Source organism: Streptomyces griseiscabiei (assembly GCF_020010925.1).
GTDB lineage: Bacteria > Actinomycetota > Actinomycetes > Streptomycetales > Streptomycetaceae > Streptomyces > Streptomyces griseiscabiei.
Window position 1 is genome coordinate 344130 of the sequence record NZ_JAGJBZ010000003.1, and the last position, 20555, is coordinate 364684.

Sequence of the window (20555 nt, forward strand, 5' to 3'; positions counted from 1 at the left end):
GCGCCGATGGCGCTCAACCCCCACAGGGGCCACTCGCACCCACCCCACTACCGACGTCACTCCCACCCCGCCGCCGCCCCGCCCTCACCCCCATCCACCGAGCCGTCCACCGCATCGACACCGCCACCCCACCCCACCGAGACCGCGCCGTGGACGCCCTCCGCGCCCTCGCCATACTCGGCATAATCCTGGGCCACTGGCTGGTCACCGCCCTGGTCGCCGACGGCACCGCCCTCCACACCACCAGCCCCCTCCAGTACCTGCCGCACCTGGCCCCCATCTCCTGGCTGTTCCAGACCCTCGCCGTCTTCTTCCTGGTGGGCGGCCACGTGGCCACGAGGAGCTACACCTCCGCCCAGACCCGGGGCACCCCGTACACCCACTGGCTCCGCACCCGCCTGACCCGCTTGTTCCTCCCGGTCGCCGCTCTCCTGACCCTCTGGACGGCGATCACACTCACCCTCCTGGCCACCGGCACCCGTATGGAGACGGTCCACACCCTCCTGAAGCTGGCGCTGTCCCCGCTGTGGTTCCTCCTGGTCTTCGCGGCACTGACGGCGGCCACCCCTCTCCTGACCCGCCTCAACCCGCTCTGGCCCCTGGCCGTGGTCCTCCACGTCGACCTCGTCCGCTTCGGTCTGGGCGGCCCCCAGGCCGTCGGCTGGCTCAACCTGGCGGCGGGCTGGCTGGTCCCGTACACCCTGGGCGCGGCCTGGACCCGAGGTGAACTGGAACGCCCGCGCGCCGGCTGGACCCTGCTGCTGTCCGGCACGGCGGCGACGGCGGGCCTGATCCTCTGGGCGGGCTACCCGGCGTCGATGGTCGGCGTCCCCGGTGCCCCGGTCTCCAACCTGAACCCACCCACCCTGGCCGCCGTCACCTTCGGCCTGGCCCAGTGCGGCCTGGCCCTCCTCCTGCGCGACCCCCTCCGCCGTACGCTGCGCCGCCGCCCGGCGGCCTGGGCGGCGGTGGCGATGGTCAACCTCTCCGCGATGACCGTGTTCCTCTGGCACCAGACGGCGATGATGGCGACGACCGCGACAGGCCTGGCGGCGGGACGCCTCCCCGGCCTGCACACCCTGCCCGACGACCTGACGTGGGTGGCGGCCCGCCTGGCCTGGCTGCCGGTGTTCACCCTCGTCCTCCTCCTCTGCCGGTCCGCGTTCCACGGCTACGAGAACCGCCGCCCGCGCGGGACGTCCCGCACGACCCGACCCCGCTCCACCTCATCTCCCACCACCCCCCAACCGCAGAACCCACCGTCCCGAGCGGTGCGCCATGCCTAGGGTGTGGGGGATGAGGGCGGTGGAGGAGCGGCTGACCGGAGGGCTACGGCTGCTGCGCGAGGACCTGTGGAGCGCCAAGCCGCACCCGTTGCCCCCCTCCGCCCGGCTGCGCCGGCTTCCGCACGGCATGGTCGCCGTGTTCGCGTTCATCACGATGCTCGGCAACATCGACCAGATGGACGACCGCTACCAACTGGGCGGCGAATACACGCTGTTGTGCTCGCTGGCGCAGGCGGTGGCCGTGGTGCTCGCGCTCTGGTGGCCGGTTCCCGCGTGGTGGTCCTCCATGGTCGTCACGACTGTGGTCGCCCTCGGTGTCCGGGCCAGGCTCTTCGCCGAACAGACCGACCCCGGCTCACGCTTCGAGCGGCCCGACGCCCCCGACGCCGGCACGGGACTCACCGGTCCGCTTCCCCAGGGCGCGGTCGACCACGACGTGCCGTGGCCATGGAGCCCGATGGGGCTGGTCGCGCACGCGCTCATCCTCTTCCTCCTCGCGCTGCGCCTGCCCAACCGCGTGGTGATCGAGGTGCTGGTGCTGACCACACTGGGCACCTTCGCCCTCCAGAGCCTCGCCGGCTCCCACGCGTACGCGTCGACGAGCCCGCTGGCGCTGGCCCTGTTCGTCGGTGCCGCACTGCTCGGCAGTGCCATGCGCGGCCGTCGCGAGGCCCGCTCCCAGCTCGTCGAGCAGACGAGCATCACCGCCGAGGAGCGCGCCCGCCGCACCCTCCTGGAGGAGCGCAGCCGTATCGCGCGCGAGCTGCACGACGTGGTCGCCCACCACATGTCGGTGATCTCGATCCAGGCCCAGGTCGCCCCGCACCTCGTGGAGAACCCCTCCGAGGAGCTACGGGAGAACCTCCACGGCATCCGGCAGAACGCGCTGGAGGCCCTCACCGAACTCCGCCGTGTCCTCGGCGTCCTGCGCTCCGAGAACCCGTCGGACACCGGCCCCGACGACCCGCCCGGCACGACCGCCGAGGGCACCGCCCGGCACGCCCCGCAGCCCACCCTGGACCGGCTCGACGCGCTCATCGACAACACCCGCGCGGCCGGCCTGACGGTCGTCACCGAGATCGACGGGGAGGTGAGACCGCTGCCGCCGGGCGTGGAGCTGTCGGCGTACCGGATAGTGCAGGAGGCCCTCAGCAACGCGCTGCGGCACGCACCCGGGTCGACCGTTCGGGTGGAGCTGACCCACTTCCCGCGCGGCCTGCAGGTGCGGGTGATCAACTCCCGTCCCGCGCACCGGGCCCCGCCGTCGCCCGGCGCCGGCCATGGGCTGCTCGGCATGCGTGAGCGGGTCGCCATGCTCGGTGGCACGCTCATGGCGACCGAGACCTCCCACGGCGGCTTCGCCGTCGTGGCCTTCCTTCCCCGCAACGGCGACCCCGGTGGCGAACCCCTGGAACGCGCACCGGACACGACAGGAGAGACGACTCCATGACCCGCAGCGCCATCCGTGTAGTGATCGCCGACGACCAGCAGATGGTCCGGCAGGGCTTCTCGGTGCTGCTCAACACCCAGCCCGACATCGACGTCGTCGGCCAGGCGGTGCACGGCCTCGACGCGATCGACAAGGTCACCGAGCTCGCCCCGGACGTCGTGCTGATGGACATCCGCATGCCCGAGCTGGGCGGGATCGAGGCCACCCGGCGCATCACCACCGAGCACCCGCACATCAGAGTCCTCGTGCTCACCACCTTCGACCTCGACGAGTACGTGTACGAGGCGCTGCGCGCGGGCGCGTCCGGCTTCCTCCTCAAGGACGCCTCCGCCGACCAGCTGGCCGAGGCGGTACGGGTCGTCGCGGCGGGCGACGCCCTGCTCGCACCCGGGATCACCCGCCGTCTCATCGCCGAGTTCTCCCGCCTCGGCACCGCGCCCCGCGCCCCGCTCAAGGACCGCGTCGGCGATCTGACCGAGCGGGAGACGGAGGTGCTCGGCCTGATCGCGCAGGGCCTGTCCAATGCCGAGATCGCCCAGCGCCTCGTCGTCGCCGAACAGACCGTGAAGACCCACGTGGGCCGCATCCTGGTCAAACTGGGCCTGCGCGACCGCACCCAGGCGGCCGTCTTCGCCTACGAGTCGGGCCTCGTCCGCCCCACGGGCTACTGAGGAACAGCCACCCGCGTACCCCTTACCCGTACCCGCCGTACCCGTAGTACCTGAGACGGACCCGGACAGACCCTCCTCACTGGTGACGACGCCGACCCCGCCCTCCGCCTACCGTTTTACCTGTGACCGAGACGACCCAGACGCAGACGATGCCCTCGCGCGGCGGGGGCAGGACAAGCAGCCCGGAGTTCCAGGTGGCGATGGACGCGTGGCGCAGGCTGCGACAGGACCTGTTCCACGACGCGTTCGCCTACCGACCACTGCCGCCCCTGAAGATGGACGGCCTGTTCACCCGCCGTCTCTCCGGCCGCCTCCGCGAGTACGGGGCCTGGACCCCGCACGCGACGGTGGTGGCGGCCGGCCTGCTCACGGCGATCATCGCGTCCTCCTCCAGCCACAGCGCCGGGGACCTCGGTGTGCTGCTGGTCGCGGTCCTCGCGCTCGGCCCGGTCCTGCTGACACTGGTCCGGCCCGTGGGCGCGTTCTGGGTGTCCATGGCGGCGACACCGGTCACCGCCGCGTTCGCCAGCATGTGGAGCGACTGGCCGTGGGCGCCCGGCAGCTTCGCGGCCCAGCTCGTGGTGATGACGGTCGTGGCACTGCGCACCCGGCCGCGCATAGCCGCCTGGATGTGGGGACTGACCGCGGCCTACGGAATCGTCATCGAGGGCGTCCTCGGCGCCGGGCACTACGGGTCCAACACGGGCGCGCTGCTGGTCGTCTCAGCGATGTCCCTGCTGGCCGCCTCCGCGCTGACCATACGCCGCACCGCCCAGCGCGAGGTGACCGCGCAGCAGACGGTGACCGAGCACGAGCGCTCCAAGCGCACCCTCCTGGAAGAGCGCACCACCATCGCCCGCGAGCTGCACGACGTGGTGGCCCACCACATGTCGGTGGTCGCCATCCAGGCCGAGGCCGCGCCCTACCGCGTGGAGAACCCGCCGCCGGAGCTGGAGCAGGCCTTCGCCACGATCCGGGAGAACGCGGTCGCCGCGCTCACCGAGCTGCGCCGCGTCCTCGGCGTGGTCCGCGCCGAGGACTACGAGGCCCCGGACGCCCCGCAGCCCACCCTCGCCGACCTCGACGGCCTGCTCGCCAATGTGCGCGAGGCCGGCCTCCCGGTCGACAAGGTGGTCACCGGAGCGGTCCGTGAACTCCCGCAGGGCGTGGAGCTGTCGGCGTACCGCATCGTGCAGGAGGCCCTGAGCAACACCCTGCGGCACGCGCCCGGCGCGACCGCCCGTGTGGAGATCGGCTACGTCCTGGGCGGACTGGGGCTGCGCATAGTCAACGGCCCGTCGCCGGAGGTGACCCTGGTGAAGTCCACCCACGGCACGGGCCACGGCCTCACCGGAATGAGCGAGCGGGTCGCGATGCTGAACGGCGAGATGACGACGGGCGAGACGGAGGACGGGGGCTACGAGGTGACGGTGTTCCTGCCGGTGTCCAGTGCGAGCGAGGCCGACGCATGACGATCCGCGTACTGATCGCCGACGACCAGATGATGGTCCGCGAGGGCTTCTCCGTCCTGCTCGGTGCGATGCCGGACATCGAGGTGGTCGGCGAGGCGGTGAACGGCCGGGACGCGGTCGACCGGGTCCGGGAGCTGTCACCGGACGTCGTCCTGATGGACATCCGGATGCCCGAGCTGAACGGCATCGAGGCCACCCGGGAGATCGTGGCGTCGGACGGCGGGGCGAGAGTGCTGGTGCTGACCACGTTCGACCTCGACGAGTACGTGTACCAGGCGCTGCGCGCGGGGGCCTCCGGCTTCCTCCTCAAGGACGCCTCCGCCCGGCAGCTGGCCGACGGGGTCCGGGTGGTGGCCGCCGGTGAGGCACTGCTCGCGCCGTCCGTCACCAAGCGTCTGATCACGGAGTTCTCCAAGCTGGCCCAGGCCCCCCGCCCCTCGGCGGCCTCCCAGCTGGCGTACGGCGAGCTCACCGACCGCGAGACCGAGGTCCTGGTCCTCATCGCGCAGGGCCTGTCCAACTCGGAGATAGCCGAGCGTCTGGTGGTCGCCGAGTCCACGATCAAGACCCATGTGAGCCGTGTCCTGGTGAAGCTGGGCCTGCGCGACCGTACGCAGGCGGCGGTGTTCGCGTACGAGGCGAGACTGGTCACCCCGGGCTGACCGGTCGCGGCGGGCGGAGCCGGTCCCGGGCGGCAGGATGGCCCGCACCGGCAGGACACCCCTGGTCAGAACGGGGGAACCGGGCTAGCGTCGCTCCATGGCAGCTGCTCTCGACCTCGCTTTCGACCCGTGGGACCCCGACTTCGTGGCCGACCCGTACCCGGCGTACGAGGAGCTGCGGGCCAAGGGCCGGGTGCGGTACTTCGAGCCCACGAACCAGTGGCTCGTCCCGCACCACGCGGACGTCTCGGCGCTGCTGCGGGACCGGCGGCTCGGGCGGACGTATCAGCACCGGTTCACGCACGAGGACTTCGGGCGGACGGCGCCGCCGGCGGAGCACGAGCCGTTCCACACGCTGAACGACCACGGGATGCTGGACCTGGAGCCGCCGGACCACACGCGGATCAGGCGGCTGGTGTCGAAGGCGTTCACGCCGCGCACGGTGGAGCGGCTGAAGCCGTATGTGGAGGAGCTGGCCGGTGAGCTGGTGGCCGGGCTGGTGGAGGCCGGCGGGGGCGACCTGCTGACGGATGTCGCGGAGCCGCTGCCGGTGGCGGTGATCGCCGAGATGCTCGGGATCCCCGAGTCGGACCGGGCGCAGCTGCGGCCCTGGTCGGCGGACATCTGCGGGATGTACGAGCTGAGCCCCTCGCAGGAGACGGCGAAGCGGGCGGTGCGGGCGTCGGTGGAGTTCTCGGAGTATCTCCGGGAGCTGATCGCGCACCGGCGGGCCGAGCCCGGCGAGGACCTGATCTCGGGCCTGATCGCCGCCTACGACGAGGGGGACCGGCTCACCGAGCAGGAGATGATCTCGACCTGTGTGCTGCTGCTGAACGCGGGGCACGAGGCGACGGTGAACGCCACGGTGAACGGCTGGTGGGCGCTGTTCCGCAACCCGGAGCAGCTGGCGGCCCTGCGGGCGGACCACACTCTGGTGCCGGCGGCGGTGGAGGAGCTGATGCGGTACGACACCCCGCTGCAGCTGTTCGAGCGGTGGGTGCTGGACGACATCGAGATCGACGGGACGACGGTGCCCCGGGGCGCGGAGATCGCGATGCTGTTCGGCTCGGCCAACCACGACCCGGCGGTGTTCGCCGCCCCAGGGAAGCTGGACCTCACCCGCAGGGAGAACCCGCACATCTCGTTCAGCGCGGGCATCCACTACTGCATCGGCGCACCCCTGGCCCGTATCGAACTGGCGGCCTCGATGACGGCTCTCCTGGAGAAGGCGCCGACCCTCGCGCTCGCCTCGGAACCGACCCGCAAGCCGAACTTCGTGATCCGGGGCCTGGACGGCCTATCCGTCCGGACCTGAGGAACCCCCACGGCTTGCCCCCGGCCCCCTTCGCCGGGTCGTTACCAGCGCGATCGCCAGGCAGACGGCGGCCGGGAGGGCGGCCCCGACGAGGACCACGAACGGAAGCTCGGTGGCGAGGACGGTGTAGTCCATGTCCTCGCCCTCGAAGCCGCCCCGGAGATGGCGGCGGGTGCGGTCCGAGGTGCTCCAGACGAGCGTCGCGGCCAACGCCCCCACCACCGACAGCACACACCCCCCGCACCCCCACACACTCTGCCGCTCCGGCCCGCGGTCCTCCGGTCCTGTTCGGTCCATGACCGGAGGGACGCGTCGTGTTCGGCGGTGGTTCTTGGTCCTCCGGAGGGGCCCTGCCCTCAGCTGGTCAGATCCCGGCGACGCAGCCCGGCCAGACCGCCCGCCACCAGCACCGCCGCGATCCCGGTCAGGGCCAGGACCGGAGTCCACCGCATCCCGGCGCCCGGCAGCTTCGGGAGGTGGCCGAAGGGGGAGAGGTCGAGGATCAGCTGGGGGGCGTCGAGCACGGGGCCGATCCAGCCGACGAGGAGGACGGCTCCGGCCAGACCCCAGGCGGCCGGAGCGGCTCGGGGGGCGAGCCCGTAGCACAGGACGGCCGCGCCGCCGACGACCCAGACCCCGGCGACCTGGACCAGACAGGCGCCCAGGATCGGGCCGGCCTCCTTGCCGTAGCCGAGGGCGAAGCCGACGCCGGCGAGGAGCATGATCCACACGGTTCCGCCGAAGGCGACGGCCAGATGCCCGGCGACCCAGCGGAGCCGGCCCACCGCGCCCGCGAGGAGCGGTTCGGCGCGCCCGGAGGTCTCCTCGCCGTGCAGACGCAGCACGGCGCCGACGACGTAGAGCGCGGCGATCAGGCCGAGCATGCCGATCATCGAGGCGAGAAAGGCGTCGGTGAGGCCGGACCGGCCGCCCATGCGCTCGAAGATCTCGCGGGCGCCCTTGTTGTCGCCGACGAAGTCGGCCGTGCCCTCGGTCAGCCCGCCGTAGACGAGGCCGGTGAGGAAGAAGCCGATGCTCCAGCCGAGGACGTTGCCGCGTTGCAGCCGCCAGGCCAGCGCGCCGGCCGTACCCAGTCGTCCGGCCGCCGGGCCCGGCCGGGTCGGCAGGAAGCTCATGCCGACGTCACGGCGGCCGGCGAGGGAGTACGCCACCGCGCCCTGGAGCGCCGCCGCGGCCACGAACAGCAGCAGCACCCACCACCGCTCGTCCGCGAACGAACGCTCGTTTTCGAGCCACCCCAGCGGCGACACCCACGTCCAGAAAGACGAACCTTCGTTCTCGGAGGCGTCGCCCGCCGCCCGCAGTACGAACGCCGCGCCCAGCACCCCCGCCGTGAGCCCTCGTGCCAGCCGCGCGCTCTCCGTCAGTTGGGCCACGACCGCAGCCATCGTCGCGAACACCATCCCGACGCCCGCGATCCCCAGCCCGAAGGCGAGCGCGCCCGCCGTGCCGTGCCCGGCCAGACCGAGGGTGACGAGGAGCGCCAGTCCGCCGTTGGCGACGGCGGCCGTGAGCAGGGCGGCGGTCAGGGGAGCCCGGCGCCCGACCATGCCGGAGGCGATCAGTTCCTGGCGCCCGCTCTCCTCCTCGTCGCGGGTGTGGCGGATGACGACGAGGAGGCTCATGACGGCGGCGAGGAGACCGGCGTAGACGCCGACGCGCCAGGCGGTCAGGGCGCCGAGGGAGTCGTCGAAGACGGGGCCGACCAGGGCGCGCAGCGAGGAGTTGGTGGTCATCTGGCGCATGAGGTCGGCGCGTTCGGCGGCGGTGCCGTACAGGCTCTCCAGGCTGTTCGGCATGGAGAGGACCATCAGGGCCGTCACCAGCACCCAGACCGGCACCATCACCCGGTCGCGGCGCAGGGCGAACCTCAACAGGGTCCCCGTACCGGCCAGTTCGCGGGTCCCGCCGGACCGTACGGCGAGCGGGTCGGCCGCGGTCGCGGTGGCGGTCATCGCGCGCTCACCTCTGTCAGTCCCGCCTGGTCGCCCGGCTGGCCTCCCGCATGGTCTCCCACCTGGTAGTGCCGCAGGAACAGTTCCTCCAGGGTCGGGGGAGTGGACGTCAGGGACCGTACGCCGGTGTCGGTCAGGGAGCGGAGGACGGCGTCGAGCTTGTCGGTGTCGACCTGGAGGTGCACCCGGTGGCCCCGGACGTCGAGGCCGTGGACGCCGGGGAGGCGGGCCAGCCCGTTCGGCGGACCGGCGAGTTCCGCCGTGACCGTGGTGCGGGTCAGATGGCGCAGGTCGGCGAGGGAGCCGCTCTCGACGGTGACGCCGTTGCGGATGATGCTCACCCGGTCGCACAACTCCTCGACCTCGCTGAGGATGTGGGACGAGAGCAGGACCGTACGGCCCCGGTCGCGCTCCTCCCGTACACAGCGCTGGAAGACCTCCTCCATCAGCGGGTCCAGGCCCGAGGTCGGCTCGTCGAGGATGAGGAGGTCGACGTCGGAGGCGAAGGCGGCGACGAGGGCGACCTTCTGGCGGTTGCCCTTGGAGTAGGTGCGGCCCTTCTTGGCGGGGTCCAGTTCGAAGCGTTCGACGAGTTCCGCGCGGCGCCCGGTGTCCAGGCCGCCCCGCAGCCGGCCGTACAGGTCGATGACCTCGCCGCCGGAGAGGTTCCGCCACAGGGTCACGTCGCCGGGGACGTACGCGATCCGGCGGTGCACCTCCACCGCGTCCGTCCACGGGTCGCGGCCCAGGACCTGCGCGGCACCGGAGTCGGCGCGCAGCAGGCCGAGCAGGACGCGGATGGTGGTGGACTTTCCGGCGCCGTTGGGGCCGAGGAAGCCGTGGACCTCGCCGGTCTCGACGGTGAGGTCGAGGCCGTCCAGCGCAGGGGTCCGTCCGAAGGACTTGTGCAGTCCGGCGACGGTGATGGCCTTCGTCATGTTTCAGAACGTACGCTTACTTCAGAAATTTGTGAAGTTAAGGAAGCGTATGAATCAACGGTAGGCTGGCCATGGTGTCTGACCAGGGGGTATCGAGGGGATACCGAGGGAGTTGATCCAGGGATGGCGGATTCGAAGGCCAGGGCGGAGGCCGGGTCGGCGACCGAGGTGGAGGCCGAGGTGGAGGCCGAGGCTGAGGTGGCGACCGGGGGGCGTGATCCCGAGTCGGTCTCCCGTTTCGTCGAGCACTTCGCGGCGCAGCTCGTCGAGGCCGGGATGCCGCGCATGGCGGCCCGGATCTTCGCCGCGCTCCTCGCCTCCGACACCGGCGCGCTGACCTCCGCCGAACTGGGCGAACAGCTGAAGATCAGCCCGGCCGCCGTCTCCGGCGGGGTCCGCTACCTCGCCCAGGTGCACCTGGTGTCACGCGAGCGCGAGCCGGGTTCGCGCCGCGAGCGCTACCGCGTCCACAGCGACCAGTGGTACGAGGCCCTCACCAACCGCGAGGCCATCATGAAGCGCTGGGAGGAGGCGCTGGGCGAGGGCGTCGTCAGCCTGGGCGCCGACAGCCCGGCGGGCCGTCGGCTCGCCGAGACCCTAGCCTTCTTCGAGTTCGTCGAGACCGAGGTCGAGGAGATGATGGGCCGCTGGCGCGTACGCCGCGAGGAGTTGTTCGGCCGGGGCTGACACCCGGCCGGAGTGCATGGCCGGTCGAAGTCCGGCGGCGGGCTTCGGGGCTGTTGGCGGGGCTATCGGTCGGTCTTCTCCGTACGGCTCGTCAGGCGTTCGTGGCGCTGGCGTGCCGCCTGAGGGGTCTGGAGGCCGAGGCCGAAGGCGATCTCCGGCCAGGTCATGCCACGGCCCCGGGCCATGTCGAGGAGGCCGACCTCCAGTTCGTCCATCTCGCCCCGCGCGAGGGGGATCAGGGTCAGGGCGGCGGTGATGTCGGCGCGATCGACCTCCTCCTCGCCGTCGCCGAGGAGCGCGGCGCCGCTGAGCAGGTACGAGACCAGCCGGATCGCCTCATGCGGACCGAGGACGTACGGGTGCACCTGGCGGTTCCGCCGCTCGGCCGTGCCCGCGTGCCGCTCGGCGATACGGAACAGGGACGTGGGGACCCGCTGGGCGCGCGCCTCGTCCGCGCTCGGGGGCGTGAACGGATCGGTGGGTGACGTCATGCGTCCAGCGTGAAATGCAAACATTCTGTTGTCAACGAGTTATTGCTCCTTGCCTGCCTCGCGTCCTGTCGTGGCGTCCGGGTCATCGTCGTCCGCCGAACTCCCACTCCCGTACCTCGATCTCGGCGTACCGTTCCCCCGCCAGTACGGCGCTCGCCGCGTCCCCGTCCGAGGCGCGGACCAGTGCCGCCGTGCCCAGCCAGGCCGTGCCGTCGTCGGACAGCAGCGGCCCGTACGCGATCAACTCGTCCCGCCACGCGGCCGGTACGGCGACCCCGGAGCTGATGTCGGGGTCCGGTCCGAGGCCGAGCACCAGGTAGCGGCGGCCGCCGCCGGTGCGTCCGCCCGGGAACTCCCACATCGTGCGGCCCAGCAGGTTCCGCCAGCGGCGCAGCAGCACGTCCCGGAACACACCGGCCTGGTGGTTGGGCTCGTCGAAGGCGAACGCGCGGGCCGTGGCGGGGTCCGGCAGGTCGACGATGTGCACGCTCCCGGTGGGCGTCTCCCCGTCCGCCGCGAAGGTCGGGCCGCGGGCGATCAGCTCCTTCTCGTACCCGTCCATGTACGACCAGTGCGCCTCCACCAGCCCCTCACGGAGGTCGAGGGTGCCGGCGCGGTCACGGTGAAAGCAGAAGAACTCCATGCCCGAAGCCTCTCCGGTCCTTCCCGCGGTCTCAACGGACTTACGGGCGTGGGGATGTACGGGCGTACGGAATCGGCCAGTGGACGCGGTTCGACGAGGTGACGGATGATCCCCGCATGATTCGTACCGCCACCGTGCACGACGTCGCGGAGATCATCGTGATGATCCGTGAACTGGCCGCCTACGAGAAGGCCGTCGACCAGGCCCGGGCCACCGAGGAGCAGCTCCGCGAGGCGCTGTTCGGCGAGCACCCGGCGGCGTACGCGCTGATCGCGCAGGACGACGACACGGGCGAACCGGTGGGCTACGCCCTGTGGTTCCCGCTCTTCTCGACCTGGACCGGCACGCGCGGCATGCACCTGGAGGACCTCTACGTACGTCCGGACGCACGGGGTGGAGGGCATGGCAAGGCCCTGCTCGCGACCCTCGCCGCGCTCTGTGAGCGCAATGGCTACGAACGCTTCGAATGGTGGGTGCTGGCCTGGAACGAGCCGACGATCGACTTCTACAAGTCGCTGGACGTCGAATTCCTCGACGAATGGAGAGTGTGCCGCCTCAGTGGCGAGCCGCTCGGCGCACTCGCGGCCCGGGCCCCGGCCGTCCAGGCATCTCGCACTGACTAACATGCATGCCGGAACCCCGGCTCGATTACGGCGAGCCGGGGTTTCCAGTGGTGCGACGAAGCCTTTCGGGCTCCGTTGTTCAGATGTCAGGATCAGTGGTGTCCGTTGTTGATCACGCGGAAGCTGCCCACGACCGCCAGGGGCTGAAGCGGCTGCTGCGCGGCGACCGAGTGGCTGGAGCTGCGCGGGCCGACCGTGGCGACGGGAGCGCCGTTGTCACAGGTGACCCCGTTGTAGAACTCGACGGTCCGGTCGCTTTCGTTCCGGATGTTGAAGCTGTTGGTGTTCACCCCGGGGACGATCTGGCTGTTCACGTTGACCACGACGATGCAGGACCCCGGGTCGGCCGAGTACGACCGCTCGTTGATGTAGATCCGGCCCTCTTCGCGGTTGTCACCCCGCTCGCCGCGGCCCTCGCCCCGCTTGCCGCTCCAGTTCTCCTTCCCTCCGGAGTCGGACGCGGCGTTCGAGCCGGCCTCGGTGCCGGTGCCGTTGCCGCCGCGCGGAGCCGGGGCGGGGGCGGCGTCCTGGACCATCGAGGTCGACCGGGGAGCGGACTCCAGGGCGGAGCTGGCGTAGGTGACACCGGTGGCGGCCGCGACTGCCACGCCGACGGAGGCGGCGATCACTGTGACTTTACGAGTGCGCAATGCACTTCCCCTTCTCTTCGTTCTCGTCGACAGGACCTGCCGACGAGAACGAACGTAATGACGGCCAATTCGGCTGTCATTTCGAGCGGGCTCGGAGAAGTGTGAAAATAGGGCTGAACGGCCGTGTGAAATGTCGCCCCGGAGGGTGACGGTCGGCGCGCCTGACGTCTCATCAAAATATGGCAATGAGCTGGCACTTTGATCTGACGGGAGTGTCTGTTCGGAGCGCGCTGACGCGTCGTCACTCTCTTGGACGTGCTGTGAGCACCCTTCCTCCTGAGTGCTCGTCAGGTCGCTCCTTGCCGCGCGCAGCTGACGGCGTCTCAAGAAGCCTCAGGGCGAGATGAATACGCGATGCGGCCCCCCGCGTGAATTCCGCGCCGAGAAATGCGCGGCAGCGGCGTGTCGCGCGCTTTTCCGTGCTCCTTCGCGCCTATCGTGATCGGCCCTCCGCGCCCTCCGCGCCCTCCGCGCCCTCCGCGCCCTCCGCGCCCTCCGCGCCCTCCGCGCCCTCCGCGCCCTCCGCGCCCTCCGCGCCCTCCGCGCCCTCCGCGCCGCCCTCACCCCGGCAGCGTCAGCCCCCACGCCCCCTCCCGTACCGTCCACGTCCGTGTCCGTACGGGTCCGGCCACCAGGGAGTCCGCCCGGTAGCGGAAGTCCGCGCCGGAGACCGTCACCCGGTGGCCGGTCGCGTGCAGCGGGGACGCCTCGGCGCCGAGGGACACCGGCCGGATCTCCACGTCGGCGCCGCCGTCGACGCCGGGGGTGATCGACACGGCCTCCACGGGCTGGTCGAGGTCGACGAGCATCACCCCGTCCACCTCCACCCGCAGCCGCGCCGGCCCGGCACCGCCGCCCGCGGAGACCCGTATGCGCGAGGGCCGCAGCGGACGGGACATCCGGGCGGGCCGCACCGGGCGCGTCGACAGCGTACGGGCGAGGGACTGCGGCCAGGCGCGCAGCCAGGAGTGCTGGCCGGACGACGAGCCGTGCTCCTCGGCCGCGTCCCCGGCTCCCGCCCCGGCCCCGGCCCCGTGGCCCGCCCCCGGGCCACCGCCCGCGCCGGAGCCGTTTCCCGTGCCGGAGCCATCACCCGTTCCTGCTCCCGTCTCCGTCCCCGGGCCCCTCCCCGCACCTCTCCCCGTGCCTGCTCCCGTCCCGGGGTTCGCCCCCGGTCCTGCCGCCGGGCTCTTCCCTCTGCCCAGCCCCAGTCCCAGCCCGAGGCCCAGTCCGAACGCCGGGCCCGTGCCGTCGGCCGTCCCCTGGCCCGCCTCCGTCCCCGGCCCCGTGCCGTCCGTGCCGCCGAGGCCGTCCACGTGGTCCGGTGAGAGGGGTGTGCCCGGCAGGACCGGGATGCGGAGGGTGCCCAGCACCACCCCGTCGCTGTCGTCGACGAGCAGATCGAGCCGGCGCTCGACGCCGTCGAGGGCGGCGCGGGCCGCCGCGACCGCGCCCGTGGGCACGCCGAGGGAGTGGGCGAGGCCCAGGGCGGAGCCCACGGGGATCAGGGAGAGGGCGCACGCCCCCAGCTCCCGCCGCCGATGCAGAAGAGCCACCGTCCGCAGCAGCGCGCGGTCGTCGCCGACCACCACCGGGCGCCGTGAACCGCGTCGGACGAGCGCCCGCGCGAATTCCTCGGGGCCCTCCGGAAGGCACACCTTCGTACTCGCCGCACCCGCGCTGAGCACGTCTTTCGCGATCCGTACGGCCTCGCCGTCCGTGCGACGGGCGAGGGGGTCGATGACCACGAGGAGCTGGTCGTCAGTCGCCACCTCGGTCCTGCCTCGCTTCCTCGGGTAGCATCTTTGTGCAAGAGCCCCTTGCGCTATTGCGCCAGGGGCTTCGTCTATTCCGGGGCATCCGGGTCCGACAGGTGCGACCAACGGCGGTCGCGGCGCACGCGACGGTAATGAGCCATCGCGTACGCCCCCGACCTTGGACATGCCCCGCCCGGAAGGGGTGTACGCGCGTGCCCGCACTTGTGCTGCTCGGTGCTCAGTGGGGTGACGAAGGCAAGGGAAAGGCGACGGACCTGCTAGGTGGGTCCGTCGACTATGTGGTGCGCTACCAGGGCGGCAACAACGCCGGCCACACGGTAGTCGTGGGTGACCAGAAGTACGCCCTCCACCTTCTCCCTTCCGGGATCCTCACTCCGGAGTGCACTCCGGTCATCGGTAACGGTGTCGTCGTCGACCCGTCGGTCCTGCTCTCCGAGCTGAGCGGTCTGAACGAGCGCGGCGTCGACACGTCCAAGCTCCTGCTCAGCGGAAACGCCCACATCATCACGCCCTACAACGTGACGGTGGACAAGGTCACCGAGCGCTTCCTCGGGAAGCGGAAGATCGGGACGACCGGCCGAGGCATCGGTCCGACCTACGCCGACAAGATCAACCGGGTCGGCATCCGCGTCCAGGACCTGTACGACGAGTCGATCCTGACGCAGAAGGTCGAGGCGGCCCTCGACGTCAAGAACCAGCTCCTCACCAAGCTCTACAACCGCCGCGCGATCGCCGTGGACCAGGTCGTCGAGGAGCTGCTCGTCTACGCGGACAAGCTCGCGCCCTACGTCACCGACACGGTCCTGGTCCTCAACCAGGCCCTCGACGACGGCAAGGTGGTCCTCTTCGAGGGCGGTCAGGGCACGCTCCTCGACATCGACCACGGCACCTATCCCTTCGTCACCTCCTCCAACCCCACCGCGGGCGGTGCCTGCACGGGCACGGGCGTCGGACCGACGAAGATCAGCCGGGTCATCGGCATCCTCAAGGCCTACACGACCCGGGTCGGCGCGGGCCCGTTCCCGACCGAGCTGTTCGACGAGGACGGCGAGGCGCTGCGCCGCATCGGTCACGAGCGGGGTGTGACCACGGGCCGCGACCGCCGCTGCGGCTGGTTCGACGCGGTCATCGCCCGCTACGCGACCCGGGTGAACGGCCTGACGGACTTCTTCCTCACCAAGCTCGACGTCCTCACCGGCTGGGAGCAGATCCCCGTCTGCGTCGCCTACGAGATCGACGGCAAGCGCGTCGAGGAACTCCCGTACTCGCAGTCCGACTTCCACCACGCGAAGCCGATCTACGAGACCCTGCCGGGCTGGTCCGAGGACATCACGTCGGCGAAGTCCTTCTCCGACCTGCCGAAGAACGCCCAGGCGTACGTCAAGGCGCTGGAGGAGATGTCCGGCGCCCCGATCTCCGCGATCGGTGTCGGCCCGGGCCGCGACGAGACGATCGAGATCAACTCGTTCATCTAGCCCCACCCCGCTCGCTCTGGGCGGACACCGGCCGGGCACGCGCAGGCGTGCCCGGCCGGGCCTATTCTGGAAAGTGCGCAGACTTACGCATATCGGGCGACCGGAGGAAGTGAGTGCGATGCGCGTTCTCTTCAAGGCACGTTTCGACACCGAGAAGTCGAACGACGCCATCCGCAACGGCACGCTGGGGAAGCTGATGCAGGCCTCCCTGGAGCAGGTCAAGCCGGAGGCGGCCTACTTCACCACCGACGAGGGGCACCGCACCTGCTACATGGTCTTCGACATGCAGGACAGCTCCCAGATGCCGGCGATCGCCGAGCCGTTCTTCCTCGAACTGGGCGCGGACGTCACGTACACCCCGGTCATGAACCCGGAGGACATGCAGAAGGGCCTCGCGGCACTGGGGCGCTGAGCCTCGGGAGCGTGGGGCTTCGGGACCGTCGGTCCTCAGCTGAAGACGATCATCGAGCCCTGGGCCAGGCTGCGGGTCGCCGCGGCGTGCAGGCCCAGCCAGACGTGCCGCTCGCGGGCGAAGGGGCTCGGGTCGTAGGGCGCCGGGACGGCCGGTTCCTCCAACTCCGTGGGCGTGAGCGGCGCTTCGGGAGGGGAGGGCGGGTTCGCCGGGTCGATGCCGATGGCCGGGGCCACGAACTCCAGTTCCCGCAGCAGGCCCTGGGCGGAACCCAGGGGGCCGCCCCCGGCGAGGAGTTCGTCGCTGGAGAGGGGCTGCGGGAAGTCGACCGGCACATAGGCGCCCGCGTGGTCGTAGTGCCAGACCAGATGCGACTGCTGGGCCGTGCCCTCGAACATCTCCAGCAGCTGCTCGTAGTCCCCGCCCAGCGCGTCCACCGGGGCCACCTCCAGGCCGCACACCTGCAGCAGATAGGCCCGGCGCAGGAAGTGCAGCGCGTCGTAGTCGAAGCCCGCGACCGGGGCGACCTCACCGGTCAGACCCGGCATGTACTGGTACACCGGAACCGGTGGCAGCCCGGCCTCACCCAGCAGCTTGTTGTAGAGCGCGAGTTCGTCGGCGAAGGGGTTGTCGGGCGTGTGGCACAGCACGTCGACGAGCGGGACCAGCCAGAGGTCACAGGCCAAAGGAGAACTCCTCGGTCGTCCGGCCGTACGCACACGCACGGTAGGGCTACGTTCGCGTACGGCACACAGTGGTCAGGGAAGCGTAGTCGCTGAACGCGGCTTCAGTCCCCGTCGTGCAGGTCCCATACCCACACACCGCCCACCCACCTACCGGGTCGCCCGACCAGCTTCTCCACGGTCTCCCGCAGCTGCTCGTCGTAGGGCTGCGGGCGCAGGACCAGGGCGCCCGCGTGCCAGTACGCGAAGTCCTTGCGGGCCTGTGCCCGCCAGTTCACGCCGATCACCGGGACCTTGCCGGTGTAGCGGACGTCACGCAGCAGATTGGAGGTGTGGCGGGGGACGGCGCCGTAGATGCCGACGCGGTCCTCGCCGAACGGGCCGTTGAAGTAGCCGCCGGGCATCCGGAACCCGAAGTCCGCCGCGGTCTGCCAGCGCAGCGCCTCCGCGTTGCCCGGGTCCGGCAGCGGCACGGGCATCAGCGTCTCGCCGGCCGCCGTGTCGACGTACGACCGCCAGGCGCCGTCCGCGATGAACGCCGGGACCTCGGCGCGCTCCACGGATCTCAGCGGGGCCGGGACGATCGGGAGGAGGGCGAGGCTCACGGCCAGGAAGCCGAGATAGCGGGTGCCGAGGCCGGGGGCCGCCGCGAGCCGTTCGCAGGCGATCGCCAGCAGCATGCCGAGGACCGGGGCGCAGATCATCGCCACCCGGCCCTCGATGACCGACTCGAACAGCGGCCTCTCGGCGAGCAGCGCCCACGGGCCGGGCAGCACGAGGTCCGTCTGCGGCAGCCGGAACTCCTTGCCGAGGGAGAGGACGGCCGCCGCGACCGCCGTGCAGGCCAGCGCCTTCACCAGGGCCCGCTCCCACAGCCGTACGACGATGCCGACGGCCAGCAGGACCAGGGGCCAGCCGTAGAAGGCGTTCTGCTCGGTGATGTTGAGGGAGAGGGCGTCCGCGCGCTCGCGGTCGCCCGCGAGGAGGGAGCGTTCGGCGAAGGAGAGGAGGGCGAGCGGGCTGTTGCCGGCGTTGTCGCCGTGCGCGATGTTGCCGTAGCTCTGCGGGCCGAAGAACTGCCAGGAGAGCGGGAAGGCGACCAGCGGGAGCGTGACGAGGGCCGCGACGCCGAGGCCCTTCAGGAGCGGGCGCCACGCCTCGCGGGCCACGTCCGGGCGGGCGGCGCCGTACGCGGCGGCGAAGAGCAGCATGCCCATGGCGGCGAGGAGGAGGGGTTCCTCGCCGAGGAAGATCTGGTAGGCCGCCATCAGACCGAGGACGATCCCGTCGTGCCGGGTGCGGGCGCCCGTGCACAGGCGCAGCGCCCGGTCGACGATCAGCGGGATCATGAACAGGACGACGAAGTTCGGGTGCGCGTTGGCGTGGCTGACCATCGGCGGCGCGAACGCGGCGAGGGCCGCTCCGGCGAAGGCCGCGCCCCGGTGCCGTACGACCCGTTTGACCATCAGCCAGTACCAGGCGGCGCCGGTGGCGGCGAGGCCCAGGGTCATCACCAGGGCGAGCGTGACGGCCGGGCCCAGCAGGAGGGTGACCGGCGCGAAGGGGACGGACAGGCCCAGCATGACCGTGTTGGCCATCAGGTTCACGCCGTCGGGGAAGCCCTGGAAGGTGGTGAAGAGCGGGTTGCGGAGGTGGACGAGGTTGTCGGCCGTGACCGCGAAGAACCACTCCCACTGGTTCTGGTCCTGGAGCGAGTCCGGGAGGTAGCGGCCGTTCGGGTCGAGCCAGCGGCCGCTGTAGAGCGCCACCGCCATCAGGAGGAAGCCGAGGACCGCGAGGACGTCGGCGCGGCGCACGGAACGGGCCCGCAGGGCGGCGAGTTCGCCGAGGACGCGGGCGTAGTCCCGCGGCCGGATCTTCGAGCCGGGCTGGTGGGACCAGCGGACGGGGACCTCGGCGACGGGCCAGCCGCTGCGGCGGAAGAACCGCAGGATCTCCACGTCGATGCCGAACCCGTCGAGCCGGGACGCGGCGAACGCCTCGCGGGCGCGGTCGCCGTCGAACAGCTTGAAACCGCACTGGGTGTCGCGGATGCCGGGCACCGCGACCCCGCGTATGAGGAGGTTCCCGGCCCGGCCCAGCGTCTCGCGCAGCCGGTGCTGATGGCGCTCGATGTGCGCGCCGGGCGCCTCGCGGGAGCCGATCGCGGCCGTGTGCCCGTCGGAGAGCGCCTTGTCCAGGCGCTCCAGCTCGTCGATGGGCGCGGAGAGATCGGCGTCCGTCAGCAGCACCCGGCGGCCGTGCGAGGCGAGCACCCCGAGGCGCAGGGCGTGGCCCTTGCCCCGGTTGCGGGGCCCGCCGGAGACCAGCTGGACGCGGGCGTCGCGCGCGGTGACGGCGGACACGACCTCGGCGGTGCCGTCGCTCGACCCGTCGTCGACGACGATGATCTCCCAGCGGGCGGCGGCCTCGGTCGCCGTGAGGTGGGCGATGATCGCGTCGAGGCTGGGGGCGAGGCGGGCCTCCTCGTTGTAGGCGGGGACCACGACCGAGAGGTCGACGCTCACCTGTCCGCCGCCGCCCGGCTGCGAGGTGGTGCTCATCCGTCCGCCAGCCGTTCCACCAGGGTCAGGGACTGCTCGTCGTACCCGGCGATGATCTCCTGGGCGCTCTGGGCGTCCCGGCGGGTGAGCGCGTCGACGAGGTCGGTGTGGTCGGCCCACAGCCGGCCCTTGAGATCGTCCGTGCCGGCCGTGCCGACCGTCCCGGCCGCGCCGTCGTCGCCCTGGCGGAGGTGCTGCACCGCGCACACCCAGGCCTGGACGCGCAGCCGGTGCAGGAAGTCGGTGAGGTACGGGTTGCCGAACAGGGCGCTCAGCTCGCGCCAGAACCGCAGGTCGTAGCCGATCAGGATGTCCAGGTCCCCGGCGGTCGCGGCCCGCCGCGCCTCCTCGCCGCGCCGCCGCACCCCGGCGAGCGCGGCGGCCGTCCGCGGATCGACCTTGCGGTCCCCGAGCCGCCGGAACATGCCGTCGGTGACCAGGATGCGGGCCTCGACCATGTTCCGGTAGTCGGCCACCGAGTACGCGTGGACCTCGAAACCCCGGTGCTGCACGGCGTCCAGCAGCCCCTGCGCCGACAGGTCCACCAGGGCCTCGCGCACGGGTGTCGCCGAGACGCCGTACTGCTCGGCGATCTCCTTGACCGTGAACTCCTGCCCCGGCTTGAGTCTGCCGGCCAGCACCTCGTCACGGAGCGCGTCCGCGAGCTGCTGCCGCAGGGTGCTGCGGGTCACGGCGCCATTGCCGCCGCCGGTGCCGGGCATCGTGGTCTGGGTCCCCCATCCGCGTAACGCGTACGCGTCCTGTGTGTGCTCTCTGAG

At 71.7% G+C, this 20555-nt stretch carries 20 protein-coding genes; 10 read left to right on the forward strand and 10 right to left on the reverse strand.

From position 1 onward, the window contains the following. Positions 1 to 92: 92 nt before the first annotated feature. The 6 genes from J8M51_RS35440 (at position 93) to J8M51_RS35465 (ending at position 6856) form a co-directional block, all read left to right on the forward strand. On the forward strand, positions 93 to 1286 hold the full coding sequence (locus J8M51_RS35440; RefSeq protein WP_216591137.1) for an acyltransferase family protein: 1194 nt from the start codon (positions 93 to 95) through the stop codon (positions 1284 to 1286). 10 nt (positions 1287 to 1296) lie between these two features. After that, on the forward strand, positions 1297 to 2736 hold the full coding sequence (locus J8M51_RS35445) for a sensor histidine kinase (protein WP_236067990.1): 1440 nt from the start codon (positions 1297 to 1299) through the stop codon (positions 2734 to 2736). Next, on the forward strand, positions 2733 to 3407 hold the full coding sequence (locus tag J8M51_RS35450; protein WP_086756588.1) for a response regulator: 675 nt from the start codon (positions 2733 to 2735) through the stop codon (positions 3405 to 3407). The genes J8M51_RS35445 and J8M51_RS35450 overlap by 4 nt, the downstream gene beginning before the upstream one ends. Positions 3408 to 3529: 122 nt before the next feature. Continuing rightward, positions 3530 to 4879, forward strand: a complete 1350-nt coding sequence (locus J8M51_RS35455; protein WP_179203142.1) for a sensor histidine kinase — start codon at positions 3530 to 3532, stop codon at positions 4877 to 4879. Continuing rightward, on the forward strand, positions 4876 to 5541 hold the full coding sequence (locus J8M51_RS35460; RefSeq protein WP_086756590.1) for a response regulator: 666 nt from the start codon (positions 4876 to 4878) through the stop codon (positions 5539 to 5541). Before J8M51_RS35455 ends, J8M51_RS35460 begins: the two co-directional genes overlap by 4 nt. A gap of 97 nt (positions 5542 to 5638) precedes the next feature. Further along, a complete protein-coding gene (locus tag J8M51_RS35465; RefSeq protein WP_086756592.1) occupies positions 5639 to 6856 on the forward strand; it encodes a cytochrome P450 in 1218 nt (405 codons plus the stop codon). On the opposite strand, the gene J8M51_RS35470 is transcribed toward J8M51_RS35465, so the two are convergent. From J8M51_RS35470 to J8M51_RS35480, 3 genes are read right to left on the reverse strand one after another with little or no spacing between them, the layout of a single operon-like run. Beyond that, the gene (locus J8M51_RS35470) at positions 6839 to 7153 is read right to left on the reverse strand and encodes a hypothetical protein (protein WP_267299771.1); all 315 of its coding nucleotides are present in this window, start codon (positions 7151 to 7153) and stop codon (positions 6839 to 6841) included. The two genes, J8M51_RS35465 and J8M51_RS35470, sit on opposite strands and share 18 nt — an antisense overlap. Positions 7154 to 7212: 59 nt before the next feature. Then, positions 7213 to 8832, reverse strand: a complete 1620-nt coding sequence (locus J8M51_RS35475; RefSeq protein ID WP_086756593.1) for an ABC transporter permease — start codon at positions 8830 to 8832, stop codon at positions 7213 to 7215. Further along, on the reverse strand, positions 8829 to 9770 hold the full coding sequence (locus J8M51_RS35480; RefSeq protein ID WP_086756596.1) for an ABC transporter ATP-binding protein: 942 nt from the start codon (positions 9768 to 9770) through the stop codon (positions 8829 to 8831). Before J8M51_RS35480 ends, J8M51_RS35475 begins: the two co-directional genes overlap by 4 nt. 123 nt (positions 9771 to 9893) lie before the next feature. On the opposite strand from J8M51_RS35480, the gene J8M51_RS35485 reads away from it, so the two are divergent. Beyond that, on the forward strand, positions 9894 to 10457 hold the full coding sequence (locus tag J8M51_RS35485) for a GbsR/MarR family transcriptional regulator (RefSeq protein WP_086756598.1): 564 nt from the start codon (positions 9894 to 9896) through the stop codon (positions 10455 to 10457). A 62-nt stretch (positions 10458 to 10519) separates the two neighbouring features. Here the strand turns inward: J8M51_RS35485 and J8M51_RS35490 are convergent, their stop codons facing one another. Next, entirely contained in the window at positions 10520 to 10948 is a 429-nt protein-coding gene (locus tag J8M51_RS35490) for a DNA-binding protein (protein ID WP_086756600.1), read from the reverse strand. 82 nt (positions 10949 to 11030) lie between these two features. Then, positions 11031 to 11591: a YciI family protein gene (locus J8M51_RS35495; protein ID WP_086756602.1), complete on the reverse strand. Its 561-nt coding sequence runs from the start codon at positions 11589 to 11591 to the stop codon at positions 11031 to 11033. Positions 11592 to 11707: 116 nt separating this feature from the next. On the opposite strand from J8M51_RS35495, the gene J8M51_RS35500 reads away from it, so the two are divergent. Beyond that, positions 11708 to 12214: a GNAT family N-acetyltransferase gene (locus J8M51_RS35500; RefSeq protein ID WP_086756604.1), complete on the forward strand. Its 507-nt coding sequence runs from the start codon at positions 11708 to 11710 to the stop codon at positions 12212 to 12214. 92 nt (positions 12215 to 12306) lie between these two features. Here J8M51_RS35500 and J8M51_RS35505 read toward each other — a convergent pair whose 3' ends face one another. Continuing rightward, a complete protein-coding gene (locus J8M51_RS35505) occupies positions 12307 to 12864 on the reverse strand; it encodes a hypothetical protein (RefSeq protein WP_216870057.1) in 558 nt (185 codons plus the stop codon). A 560-nt stretch (positions 12865 to 13424) separates the two neighbouring features. Beyond that, positions 13425 to 14636 carry a diacylglycerol kinase family protein gene (locus J8M51_RS35510; protein ID WP_267299772.1) on the reverse strand — a complete coding sequence of 404 codons (1212 nt, stop codon included), beginning with the start codon at positions 14634 to 14636 and terminating at the stop codon, positions 13425 to 13427. Positions 14637 to 14833: 197 nt separating this feature from the next. Here J8M51_RS35510 and J8M51_RS35515 point away from each other — a divergent pair, with 197 nt between their 5' ends. Both J8M51_RS35515 and J8M51_RS35520 read left to right on the forward strand, forming a co-directional pair. After that, positions 14834 to 16117: an adenylosuccinate synthase gene (locus tag J8M51_RS35515; RefSeq protein ID WP_086759486.1), complete on the forward strand. Its 1284-nt coding sequence runs from the start codon at positions 14834 to 14836 to the stop codon at positions 16115 to 16117. A 118-nt stretch (positions 16118 to 16235) separates the two neighbouring features. After that, positions 16236 to 16529, forward strand: coding sequence for a DUF3303 family protein (locus J8M51_RS35520; protein ID WP_086759488.1), 294 nt, complete (start codon positions 16236 to 16238; stop codon positions 16527 to 16529). Between the two features lie 35 nt (positions 16530 to 16564). Here J8M51_RS35520 and J8M51_RS35525 read toward each other — a convergent pair whose 3' ends face one another. The 3 genes from J8M51_RS35525 to J8M51_RS35535 form a co-directional block, all read right to left on the reverse strand. Further along, entirely contained in the window at positions 16565 to 17215 is a 651-nt protein-coding gene (locus tag J8M51_RS35525; protein ID WP_086759490.1) for a hypothetical protein, read from the reverse strand. Positions 17216 to 17316: 101 nt separating this feature from the next. Beyond that, positions 17317 to 19776, reverse strand: a complete 2460-nt coding sequence (locus J8M51_RS35530) for a dolichyl-phosphate beta-glucosyltransferase (RefSeq protein ID WP_086759491.1) — start codon at positions 19774 to 19776, stop codon at positions 17317 to 17319. Continuing rightward, positions 19773 to 20498 carry a GntR family transcriptional regulator gene (locus J8M51_RS35535; RefSeq protein ID WP_086759493.1) on the reverse strand — a complete coding sequence of 242 codons (726 nt, stop codon included), beginning with the start codon at positions 20496 to 20498 and terminating at the stop codon, positions 19773 to 19775. Before J8M51_RS35535 ends, J8M51_RS35530 begins: the two co-directional genes overlap by 4 nt. Positions 20499 to 20555 lie beyond the last annotated feature (57 nt).

Excerpts from the sequence above, each read along its gene's own strand:
- J8M51_RS35445 (WP_236067990.1), top strand. The coding sequence starts at position 1,297 with ATGAGGGCGGTGGAGGAGCGGCTGACCGGAGGGCTACGGCTGCTGCGC.
- J8M51_RS35450 (WP_086756588.1), top strand. The coding sequence starts at position 2,733 with ATGACCCGCAGCGCCATCCGTGTAGTGATCGCCGACGACCAGCAGATG.
- J8M51_RS35460 (WP_086756590.1), top strand. The coding sequence starts at position 4,876 with ATGACGATCCGCGTACTGATCGCCGACGACCAGATGATGGTCCGCGAG.
- J8M51_RS35465 (WP_086756592.1), top strand. The coding sequence starts at position 5,639 with ATGGCAGCTGCTCTCGACCTCGCTTTCGACCCGTGGGACCCCGACTTC.
- J8M51_RS35470 (WP_267299771.1), bottom strand. The coding sequence starts at position 7,153 with ATGGACCGAACAGGACCGGAGGACCGCGGGCCGGAGCGGCAGAGTGTG.
- J8M51_RS35475 (WP_086756593.1), bottom strand. The coding sequence starts at position 8,832 with ATGACCGCCACCGCGACCGCGGCCGACCCGCTCGCCGTACGGTCCGGC.
- J8M51_RS35480 (WP_086756596.1), bottom strand. The coding sequence starts at position 9,770 with ATGACGAAGGCCATCACCGTCGCCGGACTGCACAAGTCCTTCGGACGG.
- J8M51_RS35485 (WP_086756598.1), top strand. The coding sequence starts at position 9,894 with ATGGCGGATTCGAAGGCCAGGGCGGAGGCCGGGTCGGCGACCGAGGTG.
- J8M51_RS35490 (WP_086756600.1), bottom strand. The coding sequence starts at position 10,948 with ATGACGTCACCCACCGATCCGTTCACGCCCCCGAGCGCGGACGAGGCG.
- J8M51_RS35495 (WP_086756602.1), bottom strand. The coding sequence starts at position 11,591 with ATGGAGTTCTTCTGCTTTCACCGTGACCGCGCCGGCACCCTCGACCTC.
- J8M51_RS35500 (WP_086756604.1), top strand. The coding sequence starts at position 11,708 with ATGATTCGTACCGCCACCGTGCACGACGTCGCGGAGATCATCGTGATG.
- J8M51_RS35520 (WP_086759488.1), top strand. The coding sequence starts at position 16,236 with ATGCGCGTTCTCTTCAAGGCACGTTTCGACACCGAGAAGTCGAACGAC.
- J8M51_RS35530 (WP_086759491.1), bottom strand. The coding sequence starts at position 19,776 with ATGAGCACCACCTCGCAGCCGGGCGGCGGCGGACAGGTGAGCGTCGAC.
- J8M51_RS35535 (WP_086759493.1), bottom strand. The coding sequence starts at position 20,498 with ATGCCCGGCACCGGCGGCGGCAATGGCGCCGTGACCCGCAGCACCCTG.